This is a genomic window from Paracoccus aminovorans (assembly GCF_900005615.1).
Lineage (GTDB): Bacteria > Pseudomonadota > Alphaproteobacteria > Rhodobacterales > Rhodobacteraceae > Paracoccus > Paracoccus aminovorans.
On the sequence record NZ_LN832562.1, the window covers coordinates 13163 to 37477 of the forward strand.

A 24315-nucleotide genomic window follows, 5' to 3' on the forward strand; every position below is an offset into this window, starting at 1 on the left:
AAAGGAGAGCAGGATGAGCTGGAACCCCTCACTGGAGCCGGGCTGCCCGGACGCCGCCGGCCTTGAGCAGATCGAGACGCTGATCATCCCGCGCGCGCGGGATCTGGGCGGGTTCGAGGTCCGCCGGGCGCTGCCCGCGCCGCGCCGGCAGATGGTCGGCCCGTTCATCTTTTTCGACCAGGCCGGGCCGGCCGAGTTCCTGACCGGCAAGGGCGTGGACATCCGCCCGCATCCGCATATCGGTCTGGGCACGGTCACCTATCTGTATCGCGGCGATTTCCACCACCGCGACAGCATCGGCACCGACCAGGTGATCCTGCCCGGGGCGGTCAACTGGATGGTGGCGGGCCGGGGCGTCAGCCATTCCGAGCGCACGTCCGAGGCCGGCCGTGCCGGGCCGCATAGCCTGTTCGGCATCCAGACCTGGATCGCGCTGCCCGAGGACCGCGAGGACATGGCGCCGATCTTTGAGCATCACGGCAAGGACACCCTGCCCGAGATCGCGGCCGAGGGAATCACGGCGCGGCTGATCCTGGGCCATGCCTATGGCGAGCGGGCGCCGGCCACGCTGTATTCGGACACCTTCTATCTGGACGTGACGCTGCAATCCGGCGCGCGCTTCCCGCTGCCCGACGATCACGAGGACCGGGGGCTTTACATCACCTCGGGCTCGGTCGGCATAGCGGGGCAGGAATTCGAGGCCGGGCGGATGATGGTGTTCCGCCCCGGCGACCGCATCACCGTCGCGGCCGGGCCGCAGGGCGCGCGGCTGATGGCGCTGGGCGGCGCGACGCTGAACGGGCCGCGATACATCTGGTGGAATTTCGTCGCCTCCTCGAAGGAGCGCATCGAGCACGCCAAGCGCGAATGGCGCGCGGCCGACTGGGGGCAGGGCCTGTTCGACCTGCCGCCGACCGACCGCGCGGAATTCATCCCGCTGCCCGAGCGCTGAGCCCCGGTCCGGCGCCCGTTTCGACGGCGCCTCGCGCCAGCCAGTCGCGGGCGAAGGTCAGCTTGCGCCGCGTGGTCTCGGTCAGCACGAAGGGATAGACGTCGGGATTGTCCAGCGCCCGGTTGATCTCGTTCACCGCCAGCGCCACCGCGGCGGCGACCTGCAAAAGATGGCCGCTGTCCGGATCGGCATAGGCGTCGTAGCCCGGGGCCGGGATCTGGTCGCCGGTCAGCCCGGTCGCCATCAGGCTGTCGGTCATGTCCACCAGGTGCAGGACATGGGCCGCGGTCTCGGCCCAGTCCTCATGCGGATGCATGGTGGCATAGCCGGTCAGGTGGCGCTCGCCCGGCGGCTGCGGATCGGCGTAATGGCGCCGCAGCGCGGCCGTGTAATCGCTGCGCTCGTCGCCGAAGAGGGCGCGGAACGGCGGGACGAACCCCGGCAGGACGGCCAGGCGCTGGAACAGGAAATGCGCGATCTCGTGGCGCATGTGGCCGATCATGGTGCGATAGAGTTCGCCCAGCTCCTGCTGGCGGGCGATGCGCAGGGCGGGGTCGGCCTCGACCACGTTGATGGTGATCACGCCGTCGGCATGGCCCATCGAGACCGGCACCCGCTGTTCGCCCAGCCGTTCCGACAGCATGTGGAACACCGGCCGCGGCCCGGGATCGGCATCGGCGAACCAGCGCCAGCGCGCCAGATTGGCCAGCACCCAGCGCAGCGCGGCGGCGCTGCGGGCCAGAAGCGGCACGTTCCCCGGGACCGAGAGATCGGGGACGACCGCGATCATCGCGCAGGCGCGGCACGGCCCGCCCGGCTGTTCGGCCGCCCAGTTGCAGCCGATAAGCTGCAATTGCCGGCAGGGCGGGGCGCCGTCGCGAAAGCGCCCGGCCTCGGGGTCGAAGCGCAGGGGGGTGCCGCAGGCGCAGGCGTTGTTCTGGAAATAGACCCGCCGCCCGCATCGGGGACATGTCAGACGCTGCATTCCGGCCCCCTCGGCGATCGGTCGCGGTCCCAACGACCGGGGCCGCCGAGAGGTTCCGGCGGATAATTTCCGAGTAATTGCATCAGGCATTGCGCGGTGTCCGGATTGCCCCTAGACAGGCGGGCGAAGCTGGCAGGCGGTTCCCTTGACTTGACGACGCATTCGACCCTCGTTTCGGCTCTCTACCGCACCGAGCATCGCCGGCAGCGCGGCCATGCGCGGCGGCTGGTCGGCAATGCCGCGACGGCCGAGGACGTGGTGCAGCAGGCCTTCGCCAATATCCTGGGCCGGGCGGCGCAGGTGCCGCTGGAACCCAGCGCCGCCTATCTGGCGCGGGCGGTGCGCAACCTGGCGCTGAACCACCTGCGCGACGCCCGCCGCCGCGCCGCGGTCGAGGTCGAGGGCGCCGACCTTGAGGCGCTGGCCGATCTGTCGCCCTCGCCCGAGATGGTGGCGCTGTATCGCGCCGAGTTGCGCCGGTTGCTGCAGGCCATCGCCGCGCTGCCGGAACGGCGCCGGCAGGCCTTTGTCCTGAGCCGGATCGAGGGGCTGAGCCACGACCAGACCGCCGCCCGCATGGGCGTGTCGCGCAACACGGTCATCACCCATATCGTGCTGGCCATGGCCGAACTGGACCGCCGGCTGTGAGTGCCGAGGCGGAACGGGACGGGCTGTCGCTGGAGGCGCTGGAATGGTTCGTCGCCATGCAGGACGAGGCGACGGCGGCGCCTCGGTGCCGCGCATTCGCCGCCTGGATCGCCGACCCCGAACACGCCGCCGCCTATGCCAAGGCCGAGGCGCTGTGGGCGCGGTTCGAGATGGTGCGCCCGGAATACGAGCGCATGCGCCGGGCCGGGCGCATCGGGCAGGGCGGGGGCATCGGCCGGCGCGAGGCGCTGCTGGGTGGGCTGGCGGCGACCGTCGGCCTGTCCCTGGGCTGGCGCTGGGCGCGGCAGAGCGACTACAGCGCCGGCATCGGCCAGGGCCGCAGCCTGGTGCTGGCCGATGGCAGCCGGGTCGAGCTGGGACCGGACGCCGGCATCTCGGTCGAGCTGACGCCCGAGGCGCGCCGCATCCGGCTGGACCGAGGCCAGGCCTGGTTCCAGGTCGCGCCGGATGCCGCCCGCCCCTTCGTGGTCGAGGCCGGCGCGGGCTGGGTGGTGGCGCTGGGCACCGCCTTCGACGTGAACCTGCGCGCCGGGCAGGTGGTGGTGACGGTGACGGAACATGCCGTTTCGGTCAGCGCGGGCGAGGCGGCGCCGGTCACGCTGGGGCAGGGCTGGCAGATGTCCTATGGCGCGCGGGGCCTCGTGCCCGGACGGCCGGTCGACACCGGGGCAGCGACCGGCTGGCGCCAGGGCCGGCTGGTCTTTGACGAGGTGCCGCTGCGCGAGGTGCTGGCCGAGCTGCAACGCTATCGCCGCGGCCGCATCCTGCTGCTGGACGACGCCGTGGGCGCGCTGCCGGTGACGGCGATCTTCGACGCCAGCGACGCCGATGCCGCGCTGTCCCATATCGCCCGCATCCTGCCGATCCGGGTCCGCGAGGCGGCCGGGCTGGTGGTCCTGGTGGACCGGCGGGCGCCCGAAGGCGCGGCCGGATGAAAAATTTTCGCCGTCCCGTTCATAACCCCGGCCGCCCTGCGGTGTCGGATCAGTTGAGGGCGCCATGCCAGCGACCCTCGGGATCGGACACGGGCCCGTCGCGCACGGGCCGAACAGGCAGGGGACAGGACGACATGCAGATCTGCAACAAGACCGCGCGGCGCCGGGCGCGCCGCATTCTGGCGCTGAGCATGGGCAGTGCGCTGGTGCCGCTGGCTTTGGCGGGTATGCCCGCCCAGGCGCAGGAGGCCCGCACCAGCTTTGACATCGCGCCGCAGCCGCTGGCGCGGGCGCTGGTGCAATTCTCCGCCGCCACCGGGACGCAGCTGTTCTTCGACCCGGCGACGGTGCGCGGCAAAAGCTCGCCCGGCGTGCGCGGCGCGCTGACGCGGGGCCAGGCGCTGTCGGCGCTGCTGGCCGGATCGGGGCTGAGCTATCAGCTGAGCGGCAATACCGTCACCATCGCCGCGCCGGCGCGGGCCGCCACCCCGGCGGCGGGCGCCACGGGCGAGGTCGTGCTGGACACGGTGACGCTGGCCACCGGCGCTGCAGGCGCGACCGAGGGCTCGGGCAGCTATGCCGCGCCCGAGGCGGCGACTGCGACCGGCCTGCCCCTGACCGTGCGCGAGACGCCGCAATCGGTCAGCGTGATCAGCGACCAGCGCATCAAGGACCAGGGCTTCGCCTCGACCCGCGAGGCGCTGAACTATACCACCGGCGTCAGCTCGGTTTCCTATGAGACCGACCGCGATTCGACCTATGCGCGCGGCTATTGGATCGGCAATTACATGATCGACGGCGTGGCGCTGCCGACCTATCAGGGCTGGTATTCCGGCATCGGGGTGAACTCCTCGGCCGCGACCTATGACCGGGTCGAGGTGCTGCGCGGCGCCACCGGGCTGATGACCGGCTCGGGCGAGCCGGGGGCGGCGGTCTCGATCACCCGCAAGCGCGCCAATGCCCGCACGCAAGAGGGCAGCATGGAGCTGCGCTTCGGCAGCTGGGACAAGGTCGGCGGCACGCTTGACCTGGGCACGCCGCTGAATGCCGACGCCAGCGTGCGCGCCCGCTTCATCATGGATGCGGACAGCCACGATTCCTTCATCGACCGCTATCACCTGAACCGGCAGACCTATTACGCCGCGATCGACGCCGACCTGACCGAAAAGACCCGGCTGCGCTTCAGCCTGGAGCATCAGAATTACGACCCGACCGGCACCACCTGGGGCCAGCTTCCGGCGATCTTCAGCAATGGCGAGAAGATCGAGCTGGGGCGCAGCTTCTCGCACGCGCCGGACTGGGCATATTGGTCCAGCAAGCAGACCTCGGCCGTGGCGAAGCTGGAACACGACTTCGACAACGGCTGGCAGGCCGAGGCGACGCTGGGCGCGACCTGGCGGCAATACAATGCCGAGTTGCTGTATCTTTATGGCGACATCGACCAGGCCACGGGCGAGGGGCTGGATGTCAGCGCCTGGGGCGGCGAGGAGCGCACGCGGCTGCTGAGCTTCGACGCCAAGGCCACCGGTCCGGTCGCGCTGTTCGGCCGCAGCCATGTGGTGAATGTCGGGGTTCGCGCCGATCAGGACTGGATCGACCGCAGTTGGCCGGGCGTTTCCGGCGATCTGGCCCCGGTCGGCAGCATCTTCGACTTCGACGGCTCCTATCCGCGACCGGACTTCAACCCGGTCGATATGCCCGGCTATGAGCGCAACGTGACGAAATATTCCGCCTATGCCTCGGGCCGGTTCTCGGTCACCGATCCGCTGACGCTGATCGTCGGCGGGCGCTATACCGACTGGCGGTCCGAGTTCCAGGGCGACGACCGCAAGTTCGGCGAATTCGTGCCCTTCGCCGGGTTGGTCTATGACCTGAACGACCAGTGGTCGGTCTATGGCAGCTATACCGAGGTGTTCGACCCGCAAAGCTATCGCGACCGCGAGGGCAAATACCTCGACCCGGTCATGGGCGAAAGCTACGAGATCGGCGCCAAGGCCGAGCTGTTCGGCGGCGGCATGAACGCCACCGTCGCGCTGTTCGACACCAAGCAGGACAATGTCGCGGTGCAGGACGGCGATATCCTGGTGCCGGGGACCAGCGAATTCGCCTATCGCGGCGCCGACGGCATCCGCTCGCGCGGCATCGAGGTCGAGCTGGCGGGCGAGATCCGCGAGGGCTGGAACCTGTTCCTGGGCGCCACCGCGCTGCGCATGAAGGCGGCCGACGGCAGCGACCATGCGCCGGAACAGCCGCGCCGCTCGGTCAAAGTGTTCACCAGCTACGATCTGCCCGGTCGCGGGGAGCAATGGACCGTCGGCGGCGGGCTGCGCTGGCAGAGCGGCACCTGGGCCACGGTCTCGACCGGCGGCACCGACTATCGGGTCGAGCAGGGCAGCTATGCCGTCTTCGACGCCATGGCGCGCTATGACATCAGCGACAAGTGGTCGGCGCAGTTGAACGTCAACAACCTGTTCGACCGCCGCTATTACAACAACCCGGGCGATATTTCCTGGGGCGAGCCGCGCAATGCCACGCTGACGCTGGTGTCGCGCTTCTGAGGTTTTCGACGCAAGGACAGAAGAAGGACACGGAATGAGGAAAACATTTGCCGAACGCGCGATCCTGCCGCTGGTGCTGGCGATGACGCTGGCCGCACCCGCCCTGCCGGCCCTGGCGCAGGACGCGGCCGCGCTGGTCCAGCCCGCGGGCTATGCCGATGCGGTGATCCGCCAGGACATCATCACCGGCGCCTACGAGATCCTGGACGATGCCGACCAGGGCGTGGTCTTCGTCGCGGCGAATCCCAGCTTCGAGGGGCCGAGCGCCGGTTATGTCTGGCTGCTCGACCGCGACGATCTCAGCGTCAAGCGCCGCATCCAGCTGCCCGACGGCGCCTTCGCGCTGGCGATGGACCGCGACCTGGGCCGGCTTTACGTCGGCAATACCATGAGCGGAAAGCTGAGCATCCTCGACGCGAAGAGCGGGGTCCTGACCGGCTCGGTGCAGCTGGGCCAGAAGGACGGCGAGGGCTATGAGCATACCCGCATGGTCGCGGTCGATGAAAAGACCCACCGCGTCTATGTCACCAGCCCGACCGAGAAGGGCGCGCTGTGGATCGTGGACGGCGAAAAGGCCGAGCTGGTCAAGCGCGTCGACGACTCGGGCCTGTGGTCGGCGGGGCTTGCCGTCGACAGCGACAAGGGCCGGGTCTATGTCGGCGGCGGCGGCATCGATGAGGTCGCTGTCTATGATGCCGCCTCGGGCGAGCGGGTCGGCGGTTTCTCGACCGGCGACACCAAGGGCACGGCCAAGGACGATTCCAAGCATTTCTTCGTCAACCTGGCGCTGGACGCCAAGGGCGGGCGGCTGTTCGCGGCCGATGCCAACACCGGCCAGATCTATGTCTTCGGCACCGAGGACGGCAAGCTGATCGGCACGGTCCCGGCCGGCACGGGCACGCTGGACGTGGTCTATAATGCGGATCGCGACGAGGTCTATGTCACCACCCGCGGCGTCAGCCAGGAAGAGCCGAAAGGCACCGGCAAGCTGGTGGTGATCGACGCCAAGGCGTTGGCGGTCAAGCACGCGCTGTCGCTGCCGACGCATCCGAACAGCCTGGAGGTCAGCCAGGACGGCAAGCTGCTGTTCGTGACCGTCAAGGTGCCGCATGGCGACGAGCACCCGGATTTCCGCAAGGATGCGGTGGATTCGGTGCTGCGCGTGGACCTGTCCAAGCTGGACTGATCCCCGCCGGAACGCGAAAGGGGCGCCCGCGCGGCGCCCCTTTTTCATCTCCTGCCGCCGGGTCTTATTCCGGCAGCACCCGCACCGCGCCCTTGTCGGCCGAGCTGGCGAATTGCGCATAGACCCGCAGCGCGTCCGAAATCTGGCGCTGGCGTTTCTGCGCCGGCTTCCAGCCCTTGGCGTCCTGTTCGGCCCGGCGCGCGGCCAGTTCCTCGTCCGGGACGGCCAGGTGGATGGTGCGGTTCGGAATGTCGATCTCGATCCGGTCGCCGTCGCGGACCAGGCCGATGGTGCCGCCGGCCGCCGCCTCGGGCGAGGCATGGCCGATGGACAGGCCCGAGGTCCCGCCCGAGAAGCGGCCGTCGGTGATCAGCGCGCAGGCTTTCCCCAGCCCCTTGGATTTCAGGTAGCTGGTCGGATACAGCATTTCCTGCATCCCCGGCCCGCCCTTGGGGCCTTCGTAGCGGATGACGACCACGTCGCCGGCCTCGACCTTGCCGGTCAGGATGCCCGAGACCGCCGCGTCCTGGCTTTCATAGACCTTCGCGGTGCCGGTAAAGACCAGGATGGATTCGTCCACGCCCGCCGTCTTCACGATGCAGCCATCGAGCGCGATATTGCCGCGCAGCACCGCAAGCCCGCCGTCCTTGGAAAACGGCGTCCTGGCCGAGCGGATCACGCCCTTTTCCCGGTCGGTGTCGAGGTCCGGCCAGAGCGAGGACTGGCTGAAGGCGGTCTGCGTCGGCACGCCGCCCGGGGCGGCCAGGAACAGTTCGCGCGCGGCCGGGTCGTTCGATTTCGCAATGTCCCACTGGTCGATGGCGGCGCCGATGGTGGCGGCGTGGACCGTGGTGCAGTCGCGGTCGATCAGCCCGGCGCGGTCCAGCTCGCCCAGGATCGCCATGATGCCGCCGGCGCGGTGCACGTCCTCCATATGCACGTCGGCCTTGTTCGGCGCGACCTTGCAGAGGCACGGCACCTTGCGCGACAGCCGGTCGATGTCGTCCATGGTGAAATCGACGCCGCCTTCCTGCGCCACCGCCAACAGGTGCAGCACGGTATTGGTCGAGCCGCCCATGGCGATGTCCAGCGCCATGGCGTTCTCATAGGCCGATTTCCGCGCGATATTGCGCGGCAGCACCGAATCGTCGTCCTGTTCGTAATAGCGCTTGGCTATCTCGACCGCGCGGCGCCCGGCCTCCAGGAACAGCCCCTTGCGGAAGGCGTGGGTGGCCAGGGTCGAGCCGTTGCCGGGCAGCGACAGACCCAGCGCCTCGGTCAGGCAGTTCATCGAGTTCGCGGTGAACATGCCCGAGCAGGAGCCGCAGGTCGGGCAGGCGGCTTCCTCGATGGCCGCCAGGTCGGCGTCCGAGATCTTGTCGTCCGCCGCCGCCACCATGGCATCGACCAGGTCCAGCGAGACCGTGCGCCCGTCGCCCAGCGTGGCCTTGCCGGCCTCCATCGGGCCGCCCGAGACGAAGACGGCCGGGATGTTCAGCCGCATCGCCGCGATCAGCATGCCGGGGGTGATCTTGTCGCAGTTCGAGATGCAGACCATGGCGTCGGCGCAATGCGCGTTGACCATGTATTCGACCGAGTCGGCGATCAATTCGCGCGAGGGCAGGGAATACAGCATCCCGTCATGGCCCATGGCGATGCCGTCGTCCACGGCGATGGTGTTGAATTCCTTGGCGATGCCGCCGGCCGCCTCGACCTCGCGCGCGACCATCTGGCCCAGGTCCTTGAGATGGACGTGGCCGGGCACGAACTGGGTGAAGCTGTTCACGATGGCGATGATGGGCTTGCCGAAATCGCTGTTCTTGACCCCGGTGGCGCGCCAGAGGCCGCGGGCCCCTGCCATGTTGCGGCCATGGGTGGTGGTGCGGGAACGATATGCGGGCATGGCTTCGGTTCTCTGGTATGGTTGTCCGGGCTGGGGCGCCTGTTAGCACGTCAGGCCGGCCGAGTTCAGCCCCCCTGACGCGATTCTTTGACGAATCTGGTGCCGCGCTGTCCGCGAGGCAAGGGCTCAGGCGCGCATCTTTCTCAGGATGCACCAGCTGCGGCGGGCCACGGTGGCCGCCGTCAGCGCCAGTACCAGCGACAGCGCCCAGAACAGAACCGGCCAGTTCTGGCCCAGCGACCAGACCACGACCTGCGCCACGGCGCCCAGCGTGACCACCGCCATGCGATGCGACTTGGCCCCCGGCCCCGAGAAATCCGAGCCCAAGCCCGCCGCCCGGCCGAATTCGCGCAGATAGGCGGTCAGGATCGCCAGCGCGCCCACCAGCAGGCCCAGTTCGAGCCGCCCCAAGGCCATGCCGAAGCCCGCGAGGATCAGCAGGTCGGACAGCCGGTCCGGCACCTCGTTCCAGAAGGCGCCGTCGGGGCTGGCCATGCCGCCCTCGACCGCGACCAGCCCGTCGAAGAGGTTGCAGAGCAGCCGCAGCTGCGTGAGGGCCGCGCCCAGCAGCAGAAGCAGCCCCGCCGCCCACAGCGGGCCGACCGCGCCCGCCGTCGCGAAGGCGCCGGCCGCCAGCGCCGCCGCCACGACCGAGCCGGCCGAGATGCGGTTCGGCGCCACGCCCTCGGCCACCAGCCGCCGCGTCACATAGGCGGCCCATTTCGTGTTGCGGCTGGCGATCGGCCGCCGGCTGAAATCCTTAGTCATAACCACCCCCATGCCAGGATATGCAGAAACACCGGGGCCGAGAACACCAGGCTGTCCAGCCGGTCCAGGATGCCGCCATGGCCCTGCACTAGCGTGCCCCAGTCCTTGACGCCCCGGTCGCGCTTGATCGCCGACATGATGAGCCCGCCGAGGAAGCCGAAGGTGGTCACGGTCAGCGCGACCAGCCCGGCCTGCCACCACGCGAAGGGCGTGAAGGGCGCCAGCGCCACCCCCAGCGCGCTGGCGCTGAGGACGCCGCCGACCAGCCCCTCGACCGTCTTCGAGGGCGAGACGCGCGGTGCCAGCAGGTGCCGCCCCAGCGCCTTGCCCCAGACATATTGCAGCACGTCCGAGGCCTGCACGACCAGGATCAGCCAGGCGACCAGCGTGAAGGCGCTGTAGCGATAGCCCGGAATGTCCAGCGTCAGGATCGCCGGGATATGCGAGACGCAATAGACGCAGACCATCAGCGCCCATTGCGTTTCCGAAACGCGGGTCAGGAAGCCCTGCACCTCGCCCTTCAGGACGGTGACGACCGGCAAGAGCAGGAAGCAATAGACCGGGATCAGCAGCGCGGCAAAGACCGGGACCTCGAAATAGACCAGCAGGTATTGCAGCGGCAGGACGACATAGAAGGCGATGGCGAGCCCGTCGTGGTCGTCGCGCCGGGTATGGGTAATGGTGGCGAATTCGCGCAGGGCCGCCATGGAGCACAGCGCGAAGAACAGCGTGATCGCCCCGGCGCCCAGGGTGAAGATCAGCGCCAGCACGCCGATCATCACCCACCAGGCCCGGATGCGGTCGGCGAGGTTGCCGGCCATCTCGCCCCGGACCCGGCCCGAGCGGATCAGCAGCCGCGCGACCAGCGAGGCCAGCAGCAGGAAGGCGAAGAGCCCGTAGAAGAAGAAGGCCGAGGGGGAATGGAAACGGTCCATGGCTCAGCCTTTCGCTTGGCTCAGCGCCAGCATGGCGGCGCCGAGGCGGGACAGGAAATCGTCGCGACTTTCTCCGGTCTCGGGGCGCATGGGCTGGCCGAAGCGCACGGCGCAGTTCAGCGGCACCGGCAGGAAGGCGCCCTTCGGCAGGATGCGGTCCAGGTTCAGGATCCAGGCCGGCACGATCTCGGCCTGGGGCACGGCGCGGGCCAGGTGGAAGATGCCGGATTTCAGCGGCAAGAGCCGGGCATCGGTCAGGTTGCGCGTGCCCTCGGGGAAGAAGATCACGTCCTCGCCGCCCTGCAGCACCGTGGCGACGGTGGCGATGGGGTCGCCGCGGCGGCTGGCGGGGTCGCGGTCGATCAGCACGGCGCGAAAGACCGCGTTGGCGATCCAGGCCCGCAGGTCCGAGCGTTCCCAGTAATCGGCCCCGGCGACGGGGCGGGTGCGCAGCCGCTGCGCCGGAGGCAGCACCGACCACAGCGCCACGAAATCGGCGTGGCTGACGTGGTTCGCGACCAGGATGCGCGGCTGGCCCGAGGGCGGCGGCAGGTCGATGGCCCGCAGGCTCAGCAGGGCGCGGGCGGTCCCGACCAGCCCCGCACGAGTCAAGCGCACCGCCGTCGTCGCACTCATGCCACCTCTCCCACCGCCTTGGTTCTGCGGTCTTTCCTGCCATGAAAACGGGCGGATATGAAAGAGCCTGGGGCGGGCCTTGCGCTTGCCGTGTCGCCTCGGCCTGAGCTGCGTGTCGCGCGACCGGCGCGTCGGGGGGGGCGGCGGCGATGCTGACGCTGGACCTCTTTCCTTTGTCCACGGCAGGGGTGGGCGCGTTCCGCGCCGCGGCCGTCTCGGCCGGCGCCGGCCGTGGGCGCTGTCCCGAAGCCGGCGGGGGCCGGACGGAATACCGCCTCGGCATGATGCCCTGGCCGCGTATTGGACCGATTCCCCCGCGCCGTCAGGCGAAAGAGCGCGGTCCTGCGTCCGGCAGGGCCGCTGCGGGCGCGCCACCAACCGCGCGGGGTCGAGGGCGGGCGGAAACCCGGTTTCCGCACATCCGCCGAAAACCGTTTCCCTGGAATGGCCCCTTATGGGGCGATAAGCGGAGCCTTTTCGCAGCATATCGAAGGAGAACATTGTTCCGATCTGCGCGCCGCCTGGCCGCGCTTTCACAAAGCCTCGGCCGACTTCGGAGGCGCGCGCCGGCGGCCGGAAGGGGAACAACGACGCAAATCCTGGGGAAAGCCCGCGCAATGGCGCAGCGTCGGGGCGCGGCATGCCGCGCGGGCTTCTCGCGGCGGCGTTCTGCGGTTAAAGAGGCGCGGAACCATCGCGCGCCCGGCCAAGCCAGGATGAGAATGCCGCAGATCCATGACGCAGAACGGGCCGCGACGGCCGATTTCGCCATCCGGCTGGACGATCTGGGCTATGAGGTCGCGGACCGGCCGGTGCTGTCGGGGGTGACGCTGCATTCCTCGGCCCGGCGCATCGGCGTGGTCGGGCGCAACGGCTCGGGCAAAAGCACGCTGGCGCGGCTGCTGGCCGGGTTGCTGGCGCCGACCGGCGGCCGGATCCGCATCAACGGCCAGGACCTTTACCGCGACCGCCGCGCCGCGCTGGATACCGTGGGCATCCTGTTCCAGAACCCCGAGCACCAGATCATCTTTCCGCGCGTGTCCGAGGAAATCGCCTTCGGCCTGCGCCACCAGGGGCTGGACAAGGCGCAGGCGGCGGTGCGGGTCCAGGCGGTGCTCGCCGCCTTCGACAAGCCGCATTGGCACGACGCGCCGATCTCGGCGCTGTCGCAGGGGCAGAAGCACCTGGTCTGCATGATGGCGGTTCTGGCGATGCGGCCGAAACTGCTGATCCTGGACGAGCCCTATGCCGGGCTCGACATCCCGACGCGGCGCCAGCTGGCCCGCCACCTGCACCGGGCGGACACGCGGCTTCTGCATATCTCGCACGAGCCCGCCGATCTGGAAGCCTGCGACGAACTGTTCTGGCTGGACCGGGGCCGCATCGTGGCCCGGGGCGGGCCCTCAGAATTGCTGCCCGCCTTCACCGCCGAGATGATCCGGCTGGGGGACCTCGATGATCTCGCTGACCTCGCCGGTTGAGACCCGCGCCCATCGCTGGCCCGCCGGGCTGAAGCTGGGGGCGCTGTGCGTCGTCTCGACCGTGCTGTTCGTGGCGGGCGGGATCGCGGCGAACGGGATTGCGCTGGCGGCGGTGCTGGCGCTTTACGCGGCGCCGGGGCCGGCCTTTCTGCGCGCCGGCCTGCGCAGCCTGCGCGTGGTGCTGCCCTTCGTCGTGCTGCTGCTCGGCTGGCATGGGCTGACCGGCGACCTGCGGCAGGGGGTGCTGATCACGCTGCGCATGGTCACGCTGGTGGCGCTGGCCAATCTGGTGACGATGACCACGCCGCTGCAGGACCTGGTGGCGCTGATCCACCGGCTGACCGCGCCGCTGCGGCGGCTGGGGCTGCGGACCGGGGCGCTGGAGATCGCGATTCCGCTGGTCGTCCGCTTTACCCCGGTGCTGGTCCAGCGCGCCGAGACCCTGGCCGAGGCCTGGCGGGCGCGGTCCCGTCGGCGGCCGGGCTGGCATCTGGTGCTGCCGCTGACCTTGCAGGCTATGGACGACGCCGATCATGTCGGCGAGGCTTTGCGGGCGCGGGGTGGTGCCCTTGCCCCTTGGGAACAGGAATAGGAGAGGACATGGAACGCAATATCGCGCAGGTCGCGCTTTTCGCCGCCATGATCGCGGCGCTGGGGCTGGTGCCGCAGATCACGCTGGGCTTCGGCGTGCCGATCACCGCGCAGACGCTGGGCGTCATGCTGGCCGGCGCGGTGCTGGGCGCACGCCGCGGCGCGGCGGCGGCGGGGCTTTTCCTGCTGCTGGTGGCGCTGGGCCTGCCGCTGCTTGCCGGCGGGCGCGGCGGCCTGGGCGTCTTCGCCTCGCCCACGGCGGGCTTCGCGCTGGGCTTTCCGGTCGCGGCCTTCGCCACCGGGCTGTTCGTCGAGCATGTCCGGCTGCGCTCGGCCGGGCTGGCGGCGGGGCTGGGGGCGGTCTTCGGCGGCATCGTCGTGCTTTACGTCATGGGCGCGGGCGGGCTTGCGCTGGTCAGCGGCAAGTCCCTGGCCGAGGCGTTCAGGCTGGTCGCGGTCTTTGTCCCCGGCGACCTGCTGAAGGCGGCGATCACCGGCATGCTGGTGCAGGCGCTGGCCCGCGCCCGGCCGCAGACGCTGGCCTGGCATCGCCCCGCCGCCGGGGTGCGGACGCGGCTGTGACGCCCGCGGCCTTCGCCCCGGCGCGGCCCGGCGCGGTGCTGGGCTGCGGCGCGCGCGGGCAGAACGCGGCGGCGGTGGCGGCGCTCATCGACTGCCTGGCGTGGGGCCTGCCGATCCATGCGAGCCTGGCCGGCATCCGTGCCGATGGCGGTGTGCCGGGGGCGTGGCTGTGCTGCCAGAGCTCCGGCTCGGGCGGGCGGGTCAAGACCATCCGCCGCAGCCACGCCTCCTGGATCGCCAGTTTCGAGGTGAACCGCGCCGCCTTCGGCCTGTCGGCCCGGGACCGCTATGCGGTGCTGGGCCAGCTGGGCCATTCGCTGGCGCTTTACGCCGCGCTGGAGGCGCTGCATCTGGGCGCCGGCCTGATGGTGTTGGCGGGGGACAGCCCGCGCCGGCAGCGCGCGACCCTGGCCGAGGCGGGGGCGACGGTGCTTTACGCCACGCCCACGCAGCTGCACCGGCTGCTGCTGGCGGGGCAGGGGGTGCTGCCGGCGGTGGCGCATGTCTTTTGCGGCGGCGGCAGGCTGGATGCCGCCTGCCGGGCGGGCGTGGCGGCGCTGTGTCCCAATGCCGCGATCCGCGCCTTTTACGGTGCCTCGGAAACCAGCTTCATCACCATCGCCGATGCCGAGACGCCCGAAGGCTCGGTCGGGCGCGCCTATCCGGGGGTCGATCTGCGGCTGGACGCCGAAGGCCGGATCGCCGTCGCCAGTCCCTATCTTTTCCAGGGCTATGCCGAGCCTGACCTGCCCATGCCGCCGCGCCGGGACGGCCATCTGACGACCGGCGACATCGGCCGGCTGGACGACCGGGGCAACCTGTTCCTGCGCGGCCGCGAAAGCCGGATGGTGACGGTGGCCGACCGCAACCTGTTCCTCGAGGATGTCGAGGCGGTGCTGGCGGCGGCCTCCGCCCGGCCCTGCGCGGCGCTGGCGCTGCCGGATGCGCGGCGCGGCCATGCCGTGGTCGCGGCGGTCGAGGGCGCGGGCGACGACGCCTTGGCGGCCAGCCTGCGCCGCGCCTGCCGCGAGGCGCTGGGCGATCATGCCGCCCCGCGCCGCATCGTCTTCCTGGCCCGGCTGCCGCGGCTCGGGTCGGACAAGCCCGACCTGGCGGCGCTGGCCCGGCTGGTGGCGCCGTGACCGGGGCGGTCATCGTCGCCGCCCGGCGCAGCGCCGTGGTGCCGCGCGGCGGCGCCTTTCGCGGGCTTGAGATCCACCAGCTGGCCGCGCCGGTTATCGCCGACCTCTTGCGCGATGCCGGACTGGCGCCCGGCGCCGTGGACGAGCTGATCCTGGCCAATGCGCTGGGGGCGGGTGGCAATCCGGCCCGGGTGGCGGCGCTGGCGGCGGGCCTGCCGCAGCGGGTGGCGGGGCTGGGCATCGACCGGCAATGCTGCGGCGGCATGGATGCGGTGCTGCTGGCGGAGGCGCTGATTGGTTCCGGGCGGGCGCAGGTGGTGATCGCGGGCGGGGCCGAAAGCTATTCGCGCCGGCCGTTGCGGCTGCGCACCGACCCGCAGGGCGGGCCGCCCGCGGCCTATGACCAGCCGCCCTTCACCCCCTGGCCCGACCGCGACCCCGGCATGGCCGAGGCGGCCGAGGCCGTGGCCGCGCAGCTGGGCATTTCCCGCGCCCGGCAGGACGCCTGGACCATCGCCAGCCATGCCCGCGCGCTGGCCGCCCGGGACCGGCTGCGGGCCGAGATCACGGCCGTCGCCGGGGTGCGGGACGACCCTTTCGCCAGGCCGATGACGCCGCAGCTTTGCGCCCGCGCCAAGGTGCTGGCGGGCAGCGTCACCGCCGCCAACACCGCCGCCGCCGCGGATGGCGCGGGCTTTTGCCTGCTGGTCTCGGAGACCGTGGCGCGGCGACTGGCGACGCCCCGGCTGCGCATCCTTGCGGGCGCGACGCTGGGCGCCGATCCGGCGCTGCCCGGGCTGGCGCCGGTGCCCGCGATCCGGGCGGCGCTGGCGGACAGCGGGACATCGCCCGGCGACCTCGACGCCGTCGCGCTGATGGAGGCCTTTGCGGTCCAGGCCATCGCCTGCGCCGGCGAGACCGGCTTGCCCGAGGCGCGGATCAATACGGGTGGCGGCGCGCTGGCCCGCGGCCATCCCATCGGCGCCTCGGGCGCGATCGAGACCGTGCGGCTGTTTCACGACCTGACCCGGCCCGGCCAGCGCGGGCTGGCCGCGATCGCCGCCGCCGGCGGCCTTGGCAGCGCGCTGGTGCTGGAACGGCTCTAGCCGGGTGCTGAAAAAGTCAGTGCGGTAGGACAACGCGGGCGGTGAACGGGAAATCCGCCAAAAATAAGCCGAAAACGCTTCATTTTTCAGGCGGATCTTCGCTGGATCTAGAACGATTTCTGCTGCGCCGCCTGCTGGCGGGGCGCCGAAAGGATTGCGGGCCGGAGCCTTGGCGGCGTGTGCGCCGCGATCCGGCCGGAAATCCGAAGATTCCGGGTCGTTGGCCGGTTTGTCGCCAGGCCGCCGAAATGGTCCGTGCGACGGGGCGGGCTCGGCCGGGCATCAGGACATCGGTCCCGGATCCGGCCGATATGCCTTGTTTCGGGGCCGGTCTTCTCCGAAGCCGGAACGTCGCCCCGGCGCCCTTGGGGAAGCCGTTTTCGGCAGACCGCTCGGGGGACGGCGCTTGGCGCTTCCTCGGCCGGCGGCTAGAAACCGCGGAAGCTGGCGTATTCGGCCAGCGCCGCGCGTTCGGTGCGAAAGGCGTTCTCGGGCGCCTCGGGGTCCGGCCAACCCAGCGCGATGCCGCAGACCACCATCTCGTCCTCGGGCAGGGCCAGCAGGCGATGAACGGTCGGGCCGTAATTCGCCAGCGCGCCGATGCCGGTCGCGCCCAAGCCCTGCGCCTCGGCCGCCAGCAGGAAGCCCATCAGGCTCATCCCCAGGTCCATGAAGCCACCCTTGCCCATGGCCCGGTCTATGGTCACCACCACCCCCACCGGCGCGCCGAAGAAATCGTAGTTGCGCCGGAACTGCCGGCGGCGGCCGTCGAGGTCGCGCCGGCCGATCCCCAGCGCCTGGTAAAGCGCATAGCCCGCCGCCCGCTGCCGTGCCTTCAGCGCGGCCGGCATCGGCTCGGGGAACCAGGCATATTCCGCCGTCTCGGGCGTGCCGGCGTCGATCGCGGCCCGAAGCCCGGCGGTCAGGTCGGACAGCGCGGTGCCGGCCAGGACGTGGAAGCGGCCGGGCTGCAGATTCGCGCCGCTGGGGGCGGTGCGGGCCAGCCGGCAGATCTCTTCGACCAGTCCGCGGTCGACCGGACGGTCCAGAAAACCCCGGACCGAGCGCCGCCGCCGCATCAATTCGCTGAAACTGCCCTGCATCCCCTGCCTTGCCCGACGGCCCGAAAGCAGCGGCAGACTGTCGAAACCCGCCCGGGCGGTCAAGATGCCCGAGATGGGCCGAATGGCGGCGGGTCGGGTGGGCGCTGGTCGGGCGGCGGCGGGACATCGCCCATCTGGCGGTCGATCCAGCGCATCAGCAGGGCGACGATGCGCGCCTGCTCGGGCGCCGTCAGCGCCCGCCCGGCCGGCAGGCCGTGCCATTTCGCCAGGCAGGACCGGCAGCAGCTGCCGGTAGCGTGCTGGGCGACAAAGACCGGATGGCCGCGCATCGGCGTCTGCCGGCCGTCGTTGCGGGGCTGCGCCGGGGCCAGCCGCGCGGCGATGAAGTCGCCGGCGTGGCGGGCGATGGTGTCGCGCCCCTTGGCGTCGGCATAGGCCCGCTCGCGCGGGCCCAGCCGGAAGCGGCTGCGAAAGCGCGACTGCGCCAGCCGCCGGAAGAGGGCGTCGAATTCGTCCATGCCTTGCAGATAAGGCCCCGCGCCCGCCCCGCAAGGGCCGGGCGCGGCAGCGCGGCCCGGCGCCGGCCGTCAGGCGTAGCGTTTCGCCATCGCGGCCAGCGGCAGCGGCCGAAGCTTCGAGGCGTTGCCGGCGGTGCCGAAGGCCTCGAACCGGGCCTTGCAGATCTCGGTCATCATCGCCATGGCGGGCTTCAGATAGCCGCGCGGGTCGAACTCGGCCGGCTCTTCGCTGAGCTTCCGGCGGATCGCGGCGGTCATCGCCAGCCGGTTGTCGGTGTCGATGTTGACCTTGCGCACCCCGGATTTGATGCCGCGCTGGATCTCTTCGACCGGGACGCCCCAGGTCGGCTTGATGTCGCCGCCATAGGCGTTGATGATCTGCTGCAGATCCTCGGGCACCGAGCTGGAGCCGTGCATGACCAGATGCGTGTTCGGCAGCCGGCGGTGGATCTCTTCGATCACATGCATGGCCAGGATGGCGCCGTCGGGCTTGCGGGTGAACTTGTAGGCGCCGTGGCTGGTGCCCATGGCGACGGCCAGCGCATCGACGCCGGTGTCCTTCACGAATTGCTCGGCCTCGGCCGGATCGGTCAGCAGCTGGTCCTCGGACAGCTTGCCCTCGGCGCCGTGGCCGTCCTCCTGGTCGCCCATCCCGGTTTCCAGGCTGCCCAGAACGCCCAGTTCGCCCTCGACCGAGACGCCGCAGGCATGGGCCATCTCGACCACGCGGGCGGTGATGTCGCGGTTGTAGGCGTAATCGGCCGGGGTCTTGCCGTCGGCTTTCAGCGAGCCGTCCATCATCACGCTGGTGAAGCCGTTCTGGATCGCGGTGGCGCAGGTTGCAAGACCGTTGCCGTGGTCCAGATGCATGCAGATCGGGATGTCCGGAAAGGCGCGCGACAGGCCCTCGATCAGACCGGCCAGCACCAGGTCGTTGGCATAGGCACGCGCGCCCCGGCTGGCTTGCAGGATCACCGGGCTGTCCGTGGCCGCGGCGGCCGTCATCACCGACAGGCCCTGCTCCATGTTGTTGATGTTGAAGGCCGGGACGGCGTAGCCGTTCTCGGCCGCATGGTCGAGAAGCTGGCGCAGTGTGATCATGGCCATGGGGCGTTATCCTTTGCTGGCGAGATGGGAAAGAAGGGATTCGACCTCGTCCTTAGCACCGAAGAACAGGGGCGTCATCTCGTGCAGCGCGCGCGGCTGGCGGTCCAGGATCGGCCCGGTGCCGTCCGAGGCCAACCCGCCGGCCTGCTCGATCAGGAAGGCGATGGGGACGCATTCGTAGATCAGCCGCAGCCGGCCGTTCTCGTAGCCGGGACGGGCGTCGGCGGGATAGAGGAAGGCGCCGCCCTGCAGCAGGATGCGGTGCAATTCGCCCACGGCGGCGGCCAGCCAGCGCATGTTGAAGTCGCGCCCGCGCGGACCCTGCTTGCCCAGCCGCAGGTCGCGCAGCCAGGCTTGCAGCCCGGGTGGCCAGTGACGCTCGTTCGAGGCGTTGTAGGCGATGGTCGAGGCCGCGGGTTTCAGCCTGACCCCCTGCCGCGACAGGCGGAAGCAGCCGGCCTCGGCGTCGAAGGTGGCGATGTCGACGCCCGCGCCCAGCGACCAGCCGAAATCCAGCGAATGGCCGAAGCTGGCATAGCCCGCCGCCGCCACGGCGCGGCCCTTGCGCAGGAAACCCTCGGGCGCGGCGGGCAGGATGGAATAGAGCATGCCCAGCGGCGCGCCGATGCCGATGCTGCCCGAGCCGTCGATGGGGTCCATCGCCACGTCCCAGGCGCCGCCGGGGTTCAGGGTGATCACCTCTTCGGCCTCTTCGGACAGCACCCGGCCGACGCCGGCCCGGGCCAGCGCGTCCAGCATGTGGTGATGGGCGGCGACATCCAGCGCCTTCTGCCTGTCGCCGCTGTCGTTGGTGCCGACGATGGCCTCGGGGTCGCCGTGCAGGCGGCCGGCGGCCAGCCTTTGCGCCAGCGCAGGCTGCGCTGCGGCGATGACGAGGGTGACGGCGGCGGGACCGTCGCCGGTCAGCAGCTCCGGAAGCGGGCGGCCGGTGGCGGGGCCGTCGTTGGGCAGTTTCAGCATGTCCGGCCCCTGTTCCAGCGCGCGTCCGCCGTCCGCGCCGCGCCGTGGTGGTCGATGGTTCCAGGCGGGCGGGCGTGGCCCGCGCCGATGCCGGCTGCTCTCGGTGTCATGTCGTCCCTCCTTCGGGTCGTTGCTCGACGGTCGTCTGATTGTGGCGCGGCCAGTCGCTGATCTGCCGGGCGGCGAAGCGTTCCCGCAGCCATGTCGCCGCCGGCCCGCTGGGGCGCTGCTTGTGCCAGACCAGTTCCAGCGCCACCGGCCAGTCGGCGCCGTCGAACCGCAGCGGCGGGATCGCCAGCTCGTCCCGGACCGGCGATTCGCGGATGATGTGGTCGGGCACCAGCGCCCAGCCGATGCCGCGCCGGACCAGCTGCAGGATCACCCAGTGGCTTTCCACCCACCAGACCTCGGCGGCGGTGCGCAGGCGCTGCTTTTCCGGCCCCTCGCTGCGCACGGCGACCATCAGCTGGCGGTGGCGCTTCAGGTCCTCCCATTCCACCGCGCCCTGGGCCAGGGGGTGGTCCCGGCCGCAGACCAGCTGCAGCGGCACCCAGCCCAGGGTGCGGAAGCCGATCTCGGGCGGCAGCGCCTCCTGGCGCCACATCACGCCGATGTCGGCCTTGCCGTCCAGGATCAGCCGGCTCACGTCCTCCATCATCGGAAACAGCAGTTCCAGCTCGACATGCGGGAAATGGGCGGCGAATTCGGCCAGCAGCGCGGCCAGCACCGCCTCGGGGTAGAGCTCGTCCACGGCGACGACCAGGCGGCTTTCGACATGGGCCTCGAAACTGGCGGCGACGCCGATCAGATGCGCGCGCCGGTCCAGCACCACCCGCGCCTCGGCCAGCAGCCGCTCGCCCGCGGGCGTCAGCACCGGGTTGCGGCCCTGGCGGCTGAACAGCGCCACGCCCAGGTCCTCTTCGAGGTTCGAGATCTGGGTGCTGATCGCCGATTGCGCCTTGCGCAGCGCCCGGCCGGCAGCCGAGAACGAACCGTGCTCGGCTGCGGCGGCAAAGGCCTCCAGCTGTTCCAGCGTCACCGTCATCTATCTGCCGATCAGATGGTATCCAACTTTGCATCCCGGGAAATACAGATAGAAAACGTCCGAGGCAATGACGGAGAATCACCATGACCATGCGCAGCTTTCCGGATCGGGTCCGCCATGCGGTCAGCTTCGAGCTGATCGGGCTGGCGATCGTCACCCCGCTGGCGGCCTGGCTCTATGACAAGCCGGTGCTCGACATGGGCGTGGTCGGCGTCGGCGCGGCGACGCTGGCGACGGTCTGGAACTTCGTCTTCAACCTGGGCTTCGACCACGCCATGCGGCGCTGGGCCGGCGACGTGCGCAAGGCGCTGCGCCACCGGCTGCTGCATACCGTCCTGTTCGAGCTGGGGCTGCTGGTCATGCTGCTGCCGCCGATGGCTTGGTACCTGGGCATGACGCTGTGGCAGACGCTGCTTCTGGATCTGTTCATCGTCGCCTTCTACCTAGTCTACAACTTCGTCTTCAACGTCGCCTACGACCGGCTCTTTCCGCTGCCCCGGGCGGCGGAAGGCCAGCCGGCCTAGCCAGGGTCGCAGGCGATCTCGTCCAGCAGGAAGGCGCGGAACTTGCGGATCGCGGGGCGGTTGCGCCGGCCCTTGGGATAGACCAGCCAGAAGCTGCGGCCGTTCGGCGCCACCAGCGGAAAGGGCTGGATCAGGCTGCCGGTCGCCAGTTCGAAGCGAAAGAAGCGCGGGGTCAGCAGCGCGACGCCATAGCCTTCCAGCGCCGCCCGCGCCTCGTGCAGGTCGGTGGACAGCGTCAGCCCGGGCTTGGGCGGGGTTTCCCAGAACTCCACCCCCGCCGCCTGCATCCACACCGCCCAGTTCGGGTCCTGCCGGTCCAGCAGCGGCAGTTTCAGCAGGTCCGCGGGTTGGCGCAGGTCGAGCTTTTTTGCCAGCGCGGGCGAGATCATGGGCGTGTATTCGATGGGCATCAGGCAATGCGCCTCGAGCCCCGGCCAGTCGCCCTCGCCGGCGCGGATGGCGACGGTGATGTCCTCGCGGCCGAAATCGACCAGGGTGTCGCTGGTCTCCAGCCGCACGGCCAGGTTCGGGTGATGCATCTGGAACTTGCCCAGCCGCGGCGACAGCCAGGCCCCGGCAAAGGTCGGCACGGTCGAGATCGACAGCGTCGAGACCGCATCCGCCGAGGGGTCGGCATAGGCCTCGCGCAGCATGTCGAAGGCGTCGACGGTCGGCCGCGCGAACAGCGCCCCGGTCTCGGTCAGTGCGATCCCGCGCGGCTTGCGCAGGAACAGCGGCGTCGCCAGCCGCTCTTCGAGCAGGCGGATCTGATAGCTGACGGCGGCCTGGGTCATGCCCAGCTCCTGCGCGGCGCGGGTAAAGCTCAGATGCCGGGCCACCGCCTCGAAGGCGCGCAGGGCGGCAAGCGGAGGAATGGACATAAGGCTGCCTTATGGATAGGTGCCGAGGCTTTGTTGGCCATCGCCGCGCGAAGCTAGCATGATCGGGTCGTGGATCAACCACCACCGCCGAAAGGAGGGCGAGATGCCCGACAATTCCGCATATAACCGGCAGGTCAGCCCTTTGCCGGGCCTGATCCGGCTGGTCCTCGGTGTGCTGCGCCGGGATAAGCCCACCCTATCCGTCTGCCCCGACCGGATGGCGGCGCTGGACGATCCGGCGACGCGCAAGGCCCTGGCCGACCTGCCGGCGCATCTGCTGCGCGACATCGGCGTGCCCGACATGCGCAGCACCGAGGCCGCCCCGCCGCAAGAGGGCGACGCCCTGCGCCGTCACCTGTGGTAAGACCGCTGCCCGGCTGCCGAAAAGGACCTCCGAGAGGCGGTCGGGGCGGAAAATCGTTCCGGGTCCGACCAGGATCGGCCGGACAGCAGGCCATTTTCGGGCGATCCCAGACGACCTTCCCGCTTCTTTGCCATTCTGCCGCGTCGCGGAGATTGTTCGGCAGGCTGCTAGTCCCGCCGCTCGGCCAGGGCCACGATCTCGGCGTGGCTGAGCCCCAGGCGGCGGCGCAGCCCGTCGCGGAAGGCCCGGCGCATGATGCGGCGATAGCGCGCCGCGTCGGGCCCGTAGTGTCGCGCCCGGCGGTGCCATTTCAGCGCCAGCAGCGGCAGCAGCGGCCAGAACCACGGCCCCGCCGCCACCCGATAGGCCAGAAGCGTGTTGCGGTGGATGTAATACACCTTCCACAGCGGCCGCAGCACCATATGGCCGCCGGTATGCACGGCGCCGGTGTCGTGCTCGAAACGCAGTTCCGGCAGGAAGCCGATGCGCAGTCCCTTGCGCCGCATCTCCAGCGTATAGAGCTGGTCGTCGCCATAGATGAACAGCCGCTCGTCCGGATAACCCGCCCGCGCGAAACAGGCCCGCGACAGGAACAGGCCGACGAAGGAGCTCATGTCGATCTCGACCGGATCCGAGCCGGCGTCGTAGGTCCGGTCGTCGATGTAGAAGCCGCCGCGGCCGCCGCCGACCAGGGTGCGCAGGAATTCGGGCAGCCGCCAGAACGGGTTGCGATAGGGCCGGTTCATCTCGCAGACCTGGCCCGAGGGCGTCAGCACCGCCGCCCCCAGCGCGTCCCAGCCGCCCAGGTCCAGCGCCCGGAACCGCGCCATCGTGCCCGGGAACGGGCGGCCGTCGTCGTCCATGACCACGATCCAGTCGGGGTCGTGGTGCTGGACCAGCTGGCGCAGGCCATGGGCGAAGCCGCCGGCGCCGCCCAGGTTCTCGGGGCTGCGCATGACGACGAAACGCGGGTCGTCCACGCTTTCCAGATAATCCCCGGTGCCGTCGGTCGAGGCGTTGTCGAAGACCAGCACATGGTCCAGGTCCTCGGCCAGCAGCCGGGCGATGGTGACGCGCAGCTTCTCTTGCCGGTTGTGGGTGACGACCAGGGCGGCGATTCGCAGGCGGTCGCGATCCGGCAGGTCTGGGCTTGCGCGCATCTGGGGCTTTCGTCCTTTCTGGCGCCTTCGCCGGCAGGGCCGGGCCGCGCTGCGCGGCCTGACTAGCGGATCGCCGCCGGCCGAACAAGCAGCGGGCGCGGAAAATGCGCGGCCGGTTCAAGGAAACGCTTGCAATGCGGTGCGAATTCCGGCATGCCGGCTCTGTTCACGCTGTTGCGAGAACGCAGTTTGATGTCCGGGCCCCTCTGGCGGACGTGGCGGCACGTTCGTGATGTCGGCAT

24 protein-coding genes are annotated in these 24315 nt (G+C 70.4%); 12 read left to right on the plus strand and 12 right to left on the minus strand.

Features of this window, described 5'->3' with window-relative positions; translation table 11 throughout:
• Nucleotides 1–13: 13 nt before the first annotated feature.
• Nucleotides 14–952, plus strand: coding sequence for a pirin family protein (locus tag JCM7685_RS16265; protein ID WP_074966634.1), 939 nt, complete (start codon nucleotides 14–16; stop codon nucleotides 950–952).
• On the opposite strand, the gene JCM7685_RS16270 is transcribed toward JCM7685_RS16265, so the two are convergent.
• Nucleotides 930–1937 carry a putative zinc-binding metallopeptidase gene (locus tag JCM7685_RS16270; RefSeq protein ID WP_074966635.1) on the minus strand — a complete coding sequence of 336 codons (1008 nt, stop codon included), beginning with the start codon at nucleotides 1935–1937 and terminating at the stop codon, nucleotides 930–932. The genes JCM7685_RS16265 and JCM7685_RS16270 overlap by 23 nt on opposite strands.
• Before the next feature lie 150 nt (nucleotides 1938–2087).
• On the opposite strand from JCM7685_RS16270, the gene JCM7685_RS16275 reads away from it, so the two are divergent.
• The 4 genes from JCM7685_RS16275 to JCM7685_RS16290 all read left to right on the plus strand — a co-directional run bounded on the left by JCM7685_RS16275 (nucleotide 2088) and on the right by JCM7685_RS16290 (nucleotide 7285).
• Nucleotides 2088–2585 (plus strand): sigma-70 family RNA polymerase sigma factor, encoded by a 498-nt coding sequence (locus tag JCM7685_RS16275; RefSeq protein WP_074966636.1) that lies wholly within the window; start codon nucleotides 2088–2090, stop codon nucleotides 2583–2585.
• The gene (locus JCM7685_RS16280) at nucleotides 2582–3541 is read left to right on the plus strand and encodes a FecR family protein (RefSeq protein ID WP_211657829.1); all 960 of its coding nucleotides are present in this window, start codon (nucleotides 2582–2584) and stop codon (nucleotides 3539–3541) included. The genes JCM7685_RS16275 and JCM7685_RS16280 overlap by 4 nt, the downstream gene beginning before the upstream one ends.
• Nucleotides 3542–3675: 134 nt before the next feature.
• The gene (locus JCM7685_RS16285) at nucleotides 3676–6099 is read left to right on the plus strand and encodes a TonB-dependent siderophore receptor (RefSeq protein ID WP_074966637.1); all 2424 of its coding nucleotides are present in this window, start codon (nucleotides 3676–3678) and stop codon (nucleotides 6097–6099) included.
• Between the two features lie 34 nt (nucleotides 6100–6133).
• Nucleotides 6134–7285 (plus strand): YncE family protein, encoded by a 1152-nt coding sequence (locus JCM7685_RS16290; RefSeq protein WP_074966638.1) that lies wholly within the window; start codon nucleotides 6134–6136, stop codon nucleotides 7283–7285.
• A gap of 64 nt (nucleotides 7286–7349) precedes the next feature.
• On the opposite strand, the gene ilvD is transcribed toward JCM7685_RS16290, so the two are convergent.
• The 4 genes from ilvD to JCM7685_RS16310 form a co-directional block, all read right to left on the minus strand.
• Nucleotides 7350–9188 carry a dihydroxy-acid dehydratase gene (ilvD, locus tag JCM7685_RS16295; protein ID WP_074966639.1) on the minus strand — a complete coding sequence of 613 codons (1839 nt, stop codon included), beginning with the start codon at nucleotides 9186–9188 and terminating at the stop codon, nucleotides 7350–7352.
• 126 nt (nucleotides 9189–9314) lie between these two features.
• On the minus strand, nucleotides 9315–9956 hold the full coding sequence (locus tag JCM7685_RS16300) for a CDP-alcohol phosphatidyltransferase family protein (RefSeq protein ID WP_074966640.1): 642 nt from the start codon (nucleotides 9954–9956) through the stop codon (nucleotides 9315–9317).
• Complete coding sequence (locus JCM7685_RS16305; RefSeq protein WP_074966641.1) at nucleotides 9953–10891, minus strand: phosphatidate cytidylyltransferase; 939 nt, start codon at nucleotides 10889–10891, stop codon at nucleotides 9953–9955. The genes JCM7685_RS16300 and JCM7685_RS16305 overlap by 4 nt, the downstream gene beginning before the upstream one ends.
• 3 nt (nucleotides 10892–10894) lie before the next feature.
• A complete protein-coding gene (locus JCM7685_RS16310; RefSeq protein ID WP_074966642.1) occupies nucleotides 10895–11527 on the minus strand; it encodes a lysophospholipid acyltransferase family protein in 633 nt (210 codons plus the stop codon).
• Nucleotides 11528–12249: 722 nt separating this feature from the next.
• On the opposite strand from JCM7685_RS16310, the gene JCM7685_RS16315 reads away from it, so the two are divergent.
• The 5 genes from JCM7685_RS16315 to JCM7685_RS16335 are packed head-to-tail and all read left to right on the plus strand — an operon-like array spanning nucleotide 12250 to nucleotide 16429.
• Nucleotides 12250–13008 carry an energy-coupling factor ABC transporter ATP-binding protein gene (locus JCM7685_RS16315; protein ID WP_083412614.1) on the plus strand — a complete coding sequence of 253 codons (759 nt, stop codon included), beginning with the start codon at nucleotides 12250–12252 and terminating at the stop codon, nucleotides 13006–13008.
• Entirely contained in the window at nucleotides 12983–13600 is a 618-nt protein-coding gene (locus JCM7685_RS16320; protein WP_074966643.1) for an energy-coupling factor transporter transmembrane component T family protein, read from the plus strand. Before JCM7685_RS16315 ends, JCM7685_RS16320 begins: the two co-directional genes overlap by 26 nt.
• 8 nt (nucleotides 13601–13608) lie before the next feature.
• The gene (locus JCM7685_RS16325) at nucleotides 13609–14181 is read left to right on the plus strand and encodes a biotin transporter BioY (RefSeq protein WP_074966644.1); all 573 of its coding nucleotides are present in this window, start codon (nucleotides 13609–13611) and stop codon (nucleotides 14179–14181) included.
• The gene (locus JCM7685_RS16330; RefSeq protein ID WP_074966645.1) at nucleotides 14178–15323 is read left to right on the plus strand and encodes an AMP-binding protein; all 1146 of its coding nucleotides are present in this window, start codon (nucleotides 14178–14180) and stop codon (nucleotides 15321–15323) included. Before JCM7685_RS16325 ends, JCM7685_RS16330 begins: the two co-directional genes overlap by 4 nt.
• Nucleotides 15320–16429 (plus strand): thiolase family protein, encoded by a 1110-nt coding sequence (locus tag JCM7685_RS16335; RefSeq protein ID WP_074966646.1) that lies wholly within the window; start codon nucleotides 15320–15322, stop codon nucleotides 16427–16429. Before JCM7685_RS16330 ends, JCM7685_RS16335 begins: the two co-directional genes overlap by 4 nt.
• A gap of 428 nt (nucleotides 16430–16857) precedes the next feature.
• On the opposite strand, the gene JCM7685_RS16340 is transcribed toward JCM7685_RS16335, so the two are convergent.
• From JCM7685_RS16340 to JCM7685_RS16360, 5 genes are all read right to left on the minus strand, one after another.
• Complete coding sequence (locus tag JCM7685_RS16340) at nucleotides 16858–17532, minus strand: nitroreductase (protein ID WP_074966647.1); 675 nt, start codon at nucleotides 17530–17532, stop codon at nucleotides 16858–16860.
• 59 nt (nucleotides 17533–17591) lie between these two features.
• On the minus strand, nucleotides 17592–18011 hold the full coding sequence (locus JCM7685_RS16345; protein WP_074966648.1) for a DUF4186 domain-containing protein: 420 nt from the start codon (nucleotides 18009–18011) through the stop codon (nucleotides 17592–17594).
• Between the two features lie 69 nt (nucleotides 18012–18080).
• Nucleotides 18081–19118, minus strand: a complete 1038-nt coding sequence (gene fba / locus JCM7685_RS16350; protein ID WP_074966649.1) for a class II fructose-bisphosphate aldolase — start codon at nucleotides 19116–19118, stop codon at nucleotides 18081–18083.
• A 6-nt stretch (nucleotides 19119–19124) separates the two neighbouring features.
• The gene (locus tag JCM7685_RS16355) at nucleotides 19125–20099 is read right to left on the minus strand and encodes a class 1 fructose-bisphosphatase (protein WP_074966650.1); all 975 of its coding nucleotides are present in this window, start codon (nucleotides 20097–20099) and stop codon (nucleotides 19125–19127) included.
• Nucleotides 20100–20205: 106 nt separating this feature from the next.
• On the minus strand, nucleotides 20206–21144 hold the full coding sequence (locus JCM7685_RS16360) for a LysR family transcriptional regulator (RefSeq protein ID WP_074966651.1): 939 nt from the start codon (nucleotides 21142–21144) through the stop codon (nucleotides 20206–20208).
• 83 nt (nucleotides 21145–21227) lie between these two features.
• On the opposite strand from JCM7685_RS16360, the gene JCM7685_RS16365 reads away from it, so the two are divergent.
• Nucleotides 21228–21668, plus strand: coding sequence for a PACE efflux transporter (locus JCM7685_RS16365; RefSeq protein WP_074966652.1), 441 nt, complete (start codon nucleotides 21228–21230; stop codon nucleotides 21666–21668).
• Here the strand turns inward: JCM7685_RS16365 and JCM7685_RS16370 are convergent.
• Nucleotides 21665–22549: a LysR substrate-binding domain-containing protein gene (locus tag JCM7685_RS16370; RefSeq protein WP_074966653.1), complete on the minus strand. Its 885-nt coding sequence runs from the start codon at nucleotides 22547–22549 to the stop codon at nucleotides 21665–21667. The two genes, JCM7685_RS16365 and JCM7685_RS16370, sit on opposite strands and share 4 nt — an antisense overlap.
• 103 nt (nucleotides 22550–22652) lie before the next feature.
• Between JCM7685_RS16370 and JCM7685_RS16375 the strand changes: the two genes are divergently transcribed.
• Complete coding sequence (locus tag JCM7685_RS16375) at nucleotides 22653–22913, plus strand: DUF1127 domain-containing protein (RefSeq protein ID WP_074966654.1); 261 nt, start codon at nucleotides 22653–22655, stop codon at nucleotides 22911–22913.
• Nucleotides 22914–23080: 167 nt separating this feature from the next.
• On the opposite strand, the gene JCM7685_RS16380 is transcribed toward JCM7685_RS16375, so the two are convergent.
• Nucleotides 23081–24073 (minus strand): glycosyltransferase, encoded by a 993-nt coding sequence (locus JCM7685_RS16380; protein ID WP_074966655.1) that lies wholly within the window; start codon nucleotides 24071–24073, stop codon nucleotides 23081–23083.
• Nucleotides 24074–24315 lie beyond the last annotated feature (242 nt).

What these genes read in the sequence shown, in the direction of transcription:
- JCM7685_RS16365 (WP_074966652.1), top strand. Translation starts at nt 21,228, where the DNA reads ATGACCATGCGCAGCTTTCCGGATCGGGTCCGCCATGCGGTCAGCTTC.
- JCM7685_RS16315 (WP_083412614.1), top strand. Translation starts at nt 12,250, where the DNA reads ATGCCGCAGATCCATGACGCAGAACGGGCCGCGACGGCCGATTTCGCC.
- JCM7685_RS16300 (WP_074966640.1), bottom strand. Translation starts at nt 9,956, where the DNA reads ATGACTAAGGATTTCAGCCGGCGGCCGATCGCCAGCCGCAACACGAAA.
- JCM7685_RS16310 (WP_074966642.1), bottom strand. Translation starts at nt 11,527, where the DNA reads ATGAGTGCGACGACGGCGGTGCGCTTGACTCGTGCGGGGCTGGTCGGG.
- JCM7685_RS16320 (WP_074966643.1), top strand. Translation starts at nt 12,983, where the DNA reads ATGATCTCGCTGACCTCGCCGGTTGAGACCCGCGCCCATCGCTGGCCC.
- JCM7685_RS16380 (WP_074966655.1), bottom strand. Translation starts at nt 24,073, where the DNA reads ATGCGCGCAAGCCCAGACCTGCCGGATCGCGACCGCCTGCGAATCGCC.
- JCM7685_RS16305 (WP_074966641.1), bottom strand. Translation starts at nt 10,891, where the DNA reads ATGGACCGTTTCCATTCCCCCTCGGCCTTCTTCTTCTACGGGCTCTTC.
- JCM7685_RS16285 (WP_074966637.1), top strand. Translation starts at nt 3,676, where the DNA reads ATGCAGATCTGCAACAAGACCGCGCGGCGCCGGGCGCGCCGCATTCTG.
- JCM7685_RS16345 (WP_074966648.1), bottom strand. Translation starts at nt 18,011, where the DNA reads ATGGACGAATTCGACGCCCTCTTCCGGCGGCTGGCGCAGTCGCGCTTT.
- JCM7685_RS16340 (WP_074966647.1), bottom strand. Translation starts at nt 17,532, where the DNA reads ATGCAGGGCAGTTTCAGCGAATTGATGCGGCGGCGGCGCTCGGTCCGG.
- JCM7685_RS16290 (WP_074966638.1), top strand. Translation starts at nt 6,134, where the DNA reads ATGAGGAAAACATTTGCCGAACGCGCGATCCTGCCGCTGGTGCTGGCG.
- JCM7685_RS16370 (WP_074966653.1), bottom strand. Translation starts at nt 22,549, where the DNA reads ATGTCCATTCCTCCGCTTGCCGCCCTGCGCGCCTTCGAGGCGGTGGCC.
- ilvD (WP_074966639.1), bottom strand. Translation starts at nt 9,188, where the DNA reads ATGCCCGCATATCGTTCCCGCACCACCACCCATGGCCGCAACATGGCA.
- JCM7685_RS16270 (WP_074966635.1), bottom strand. Translation starts at nt 1,937, where the DNA reads ATGCAGCGTCTGACATGTCCCCGATGCGGGCGGCGGGTCTATTTCCAG.
- JCM7685_RS16360 (WP_074966651.1), bottom strand. Translation starts at nt 21,144, where the DNA reads ATGACGGTGACGCTGGAACAGCTGGAGGCCTTTGCCGCCGCAGCCGAG.
- JCM7685_RS16325 (WP_074966644.1), top strand. Translation starts at nt 13,609, where the DNA reads ATGGAACGCAATATCGCGCAGGTCGCGCTTTTCGCCGCCATGATCGCG.
- JCM7685_RS16375 (WP_074966654.1), top strand. Translation starts at nt 22,653, where the DNA reads ATGCCCGACAATTCCGCATATAACCGGCAGGTCAGCCCTTTGCCGGGC.
- JCM7685_RS16265 (WP_074966634.1), top strand. Translation starts at nt 14, where the DNA reads ATGAGCTGGAACCCCTCACTGGAGCCGGGCTGCCCGGACGCCGCCGGC.
- fba (WP_074966649.1), bottom strand. Translation starts at nt 19,118, where the DNA reads ATGGCCATGATCACACTGCGCCAGCTTCTCGACCATGCGGCCGAGAAC.
- JCM7685_RS16355 (WP_074966650.1), bottom strand. Translation starts at nt 20,099, where the DNA reads ATGCTGAAACTGCCCAACGACGGCCCCGCCACCGGCCGCCCGCTTCCG.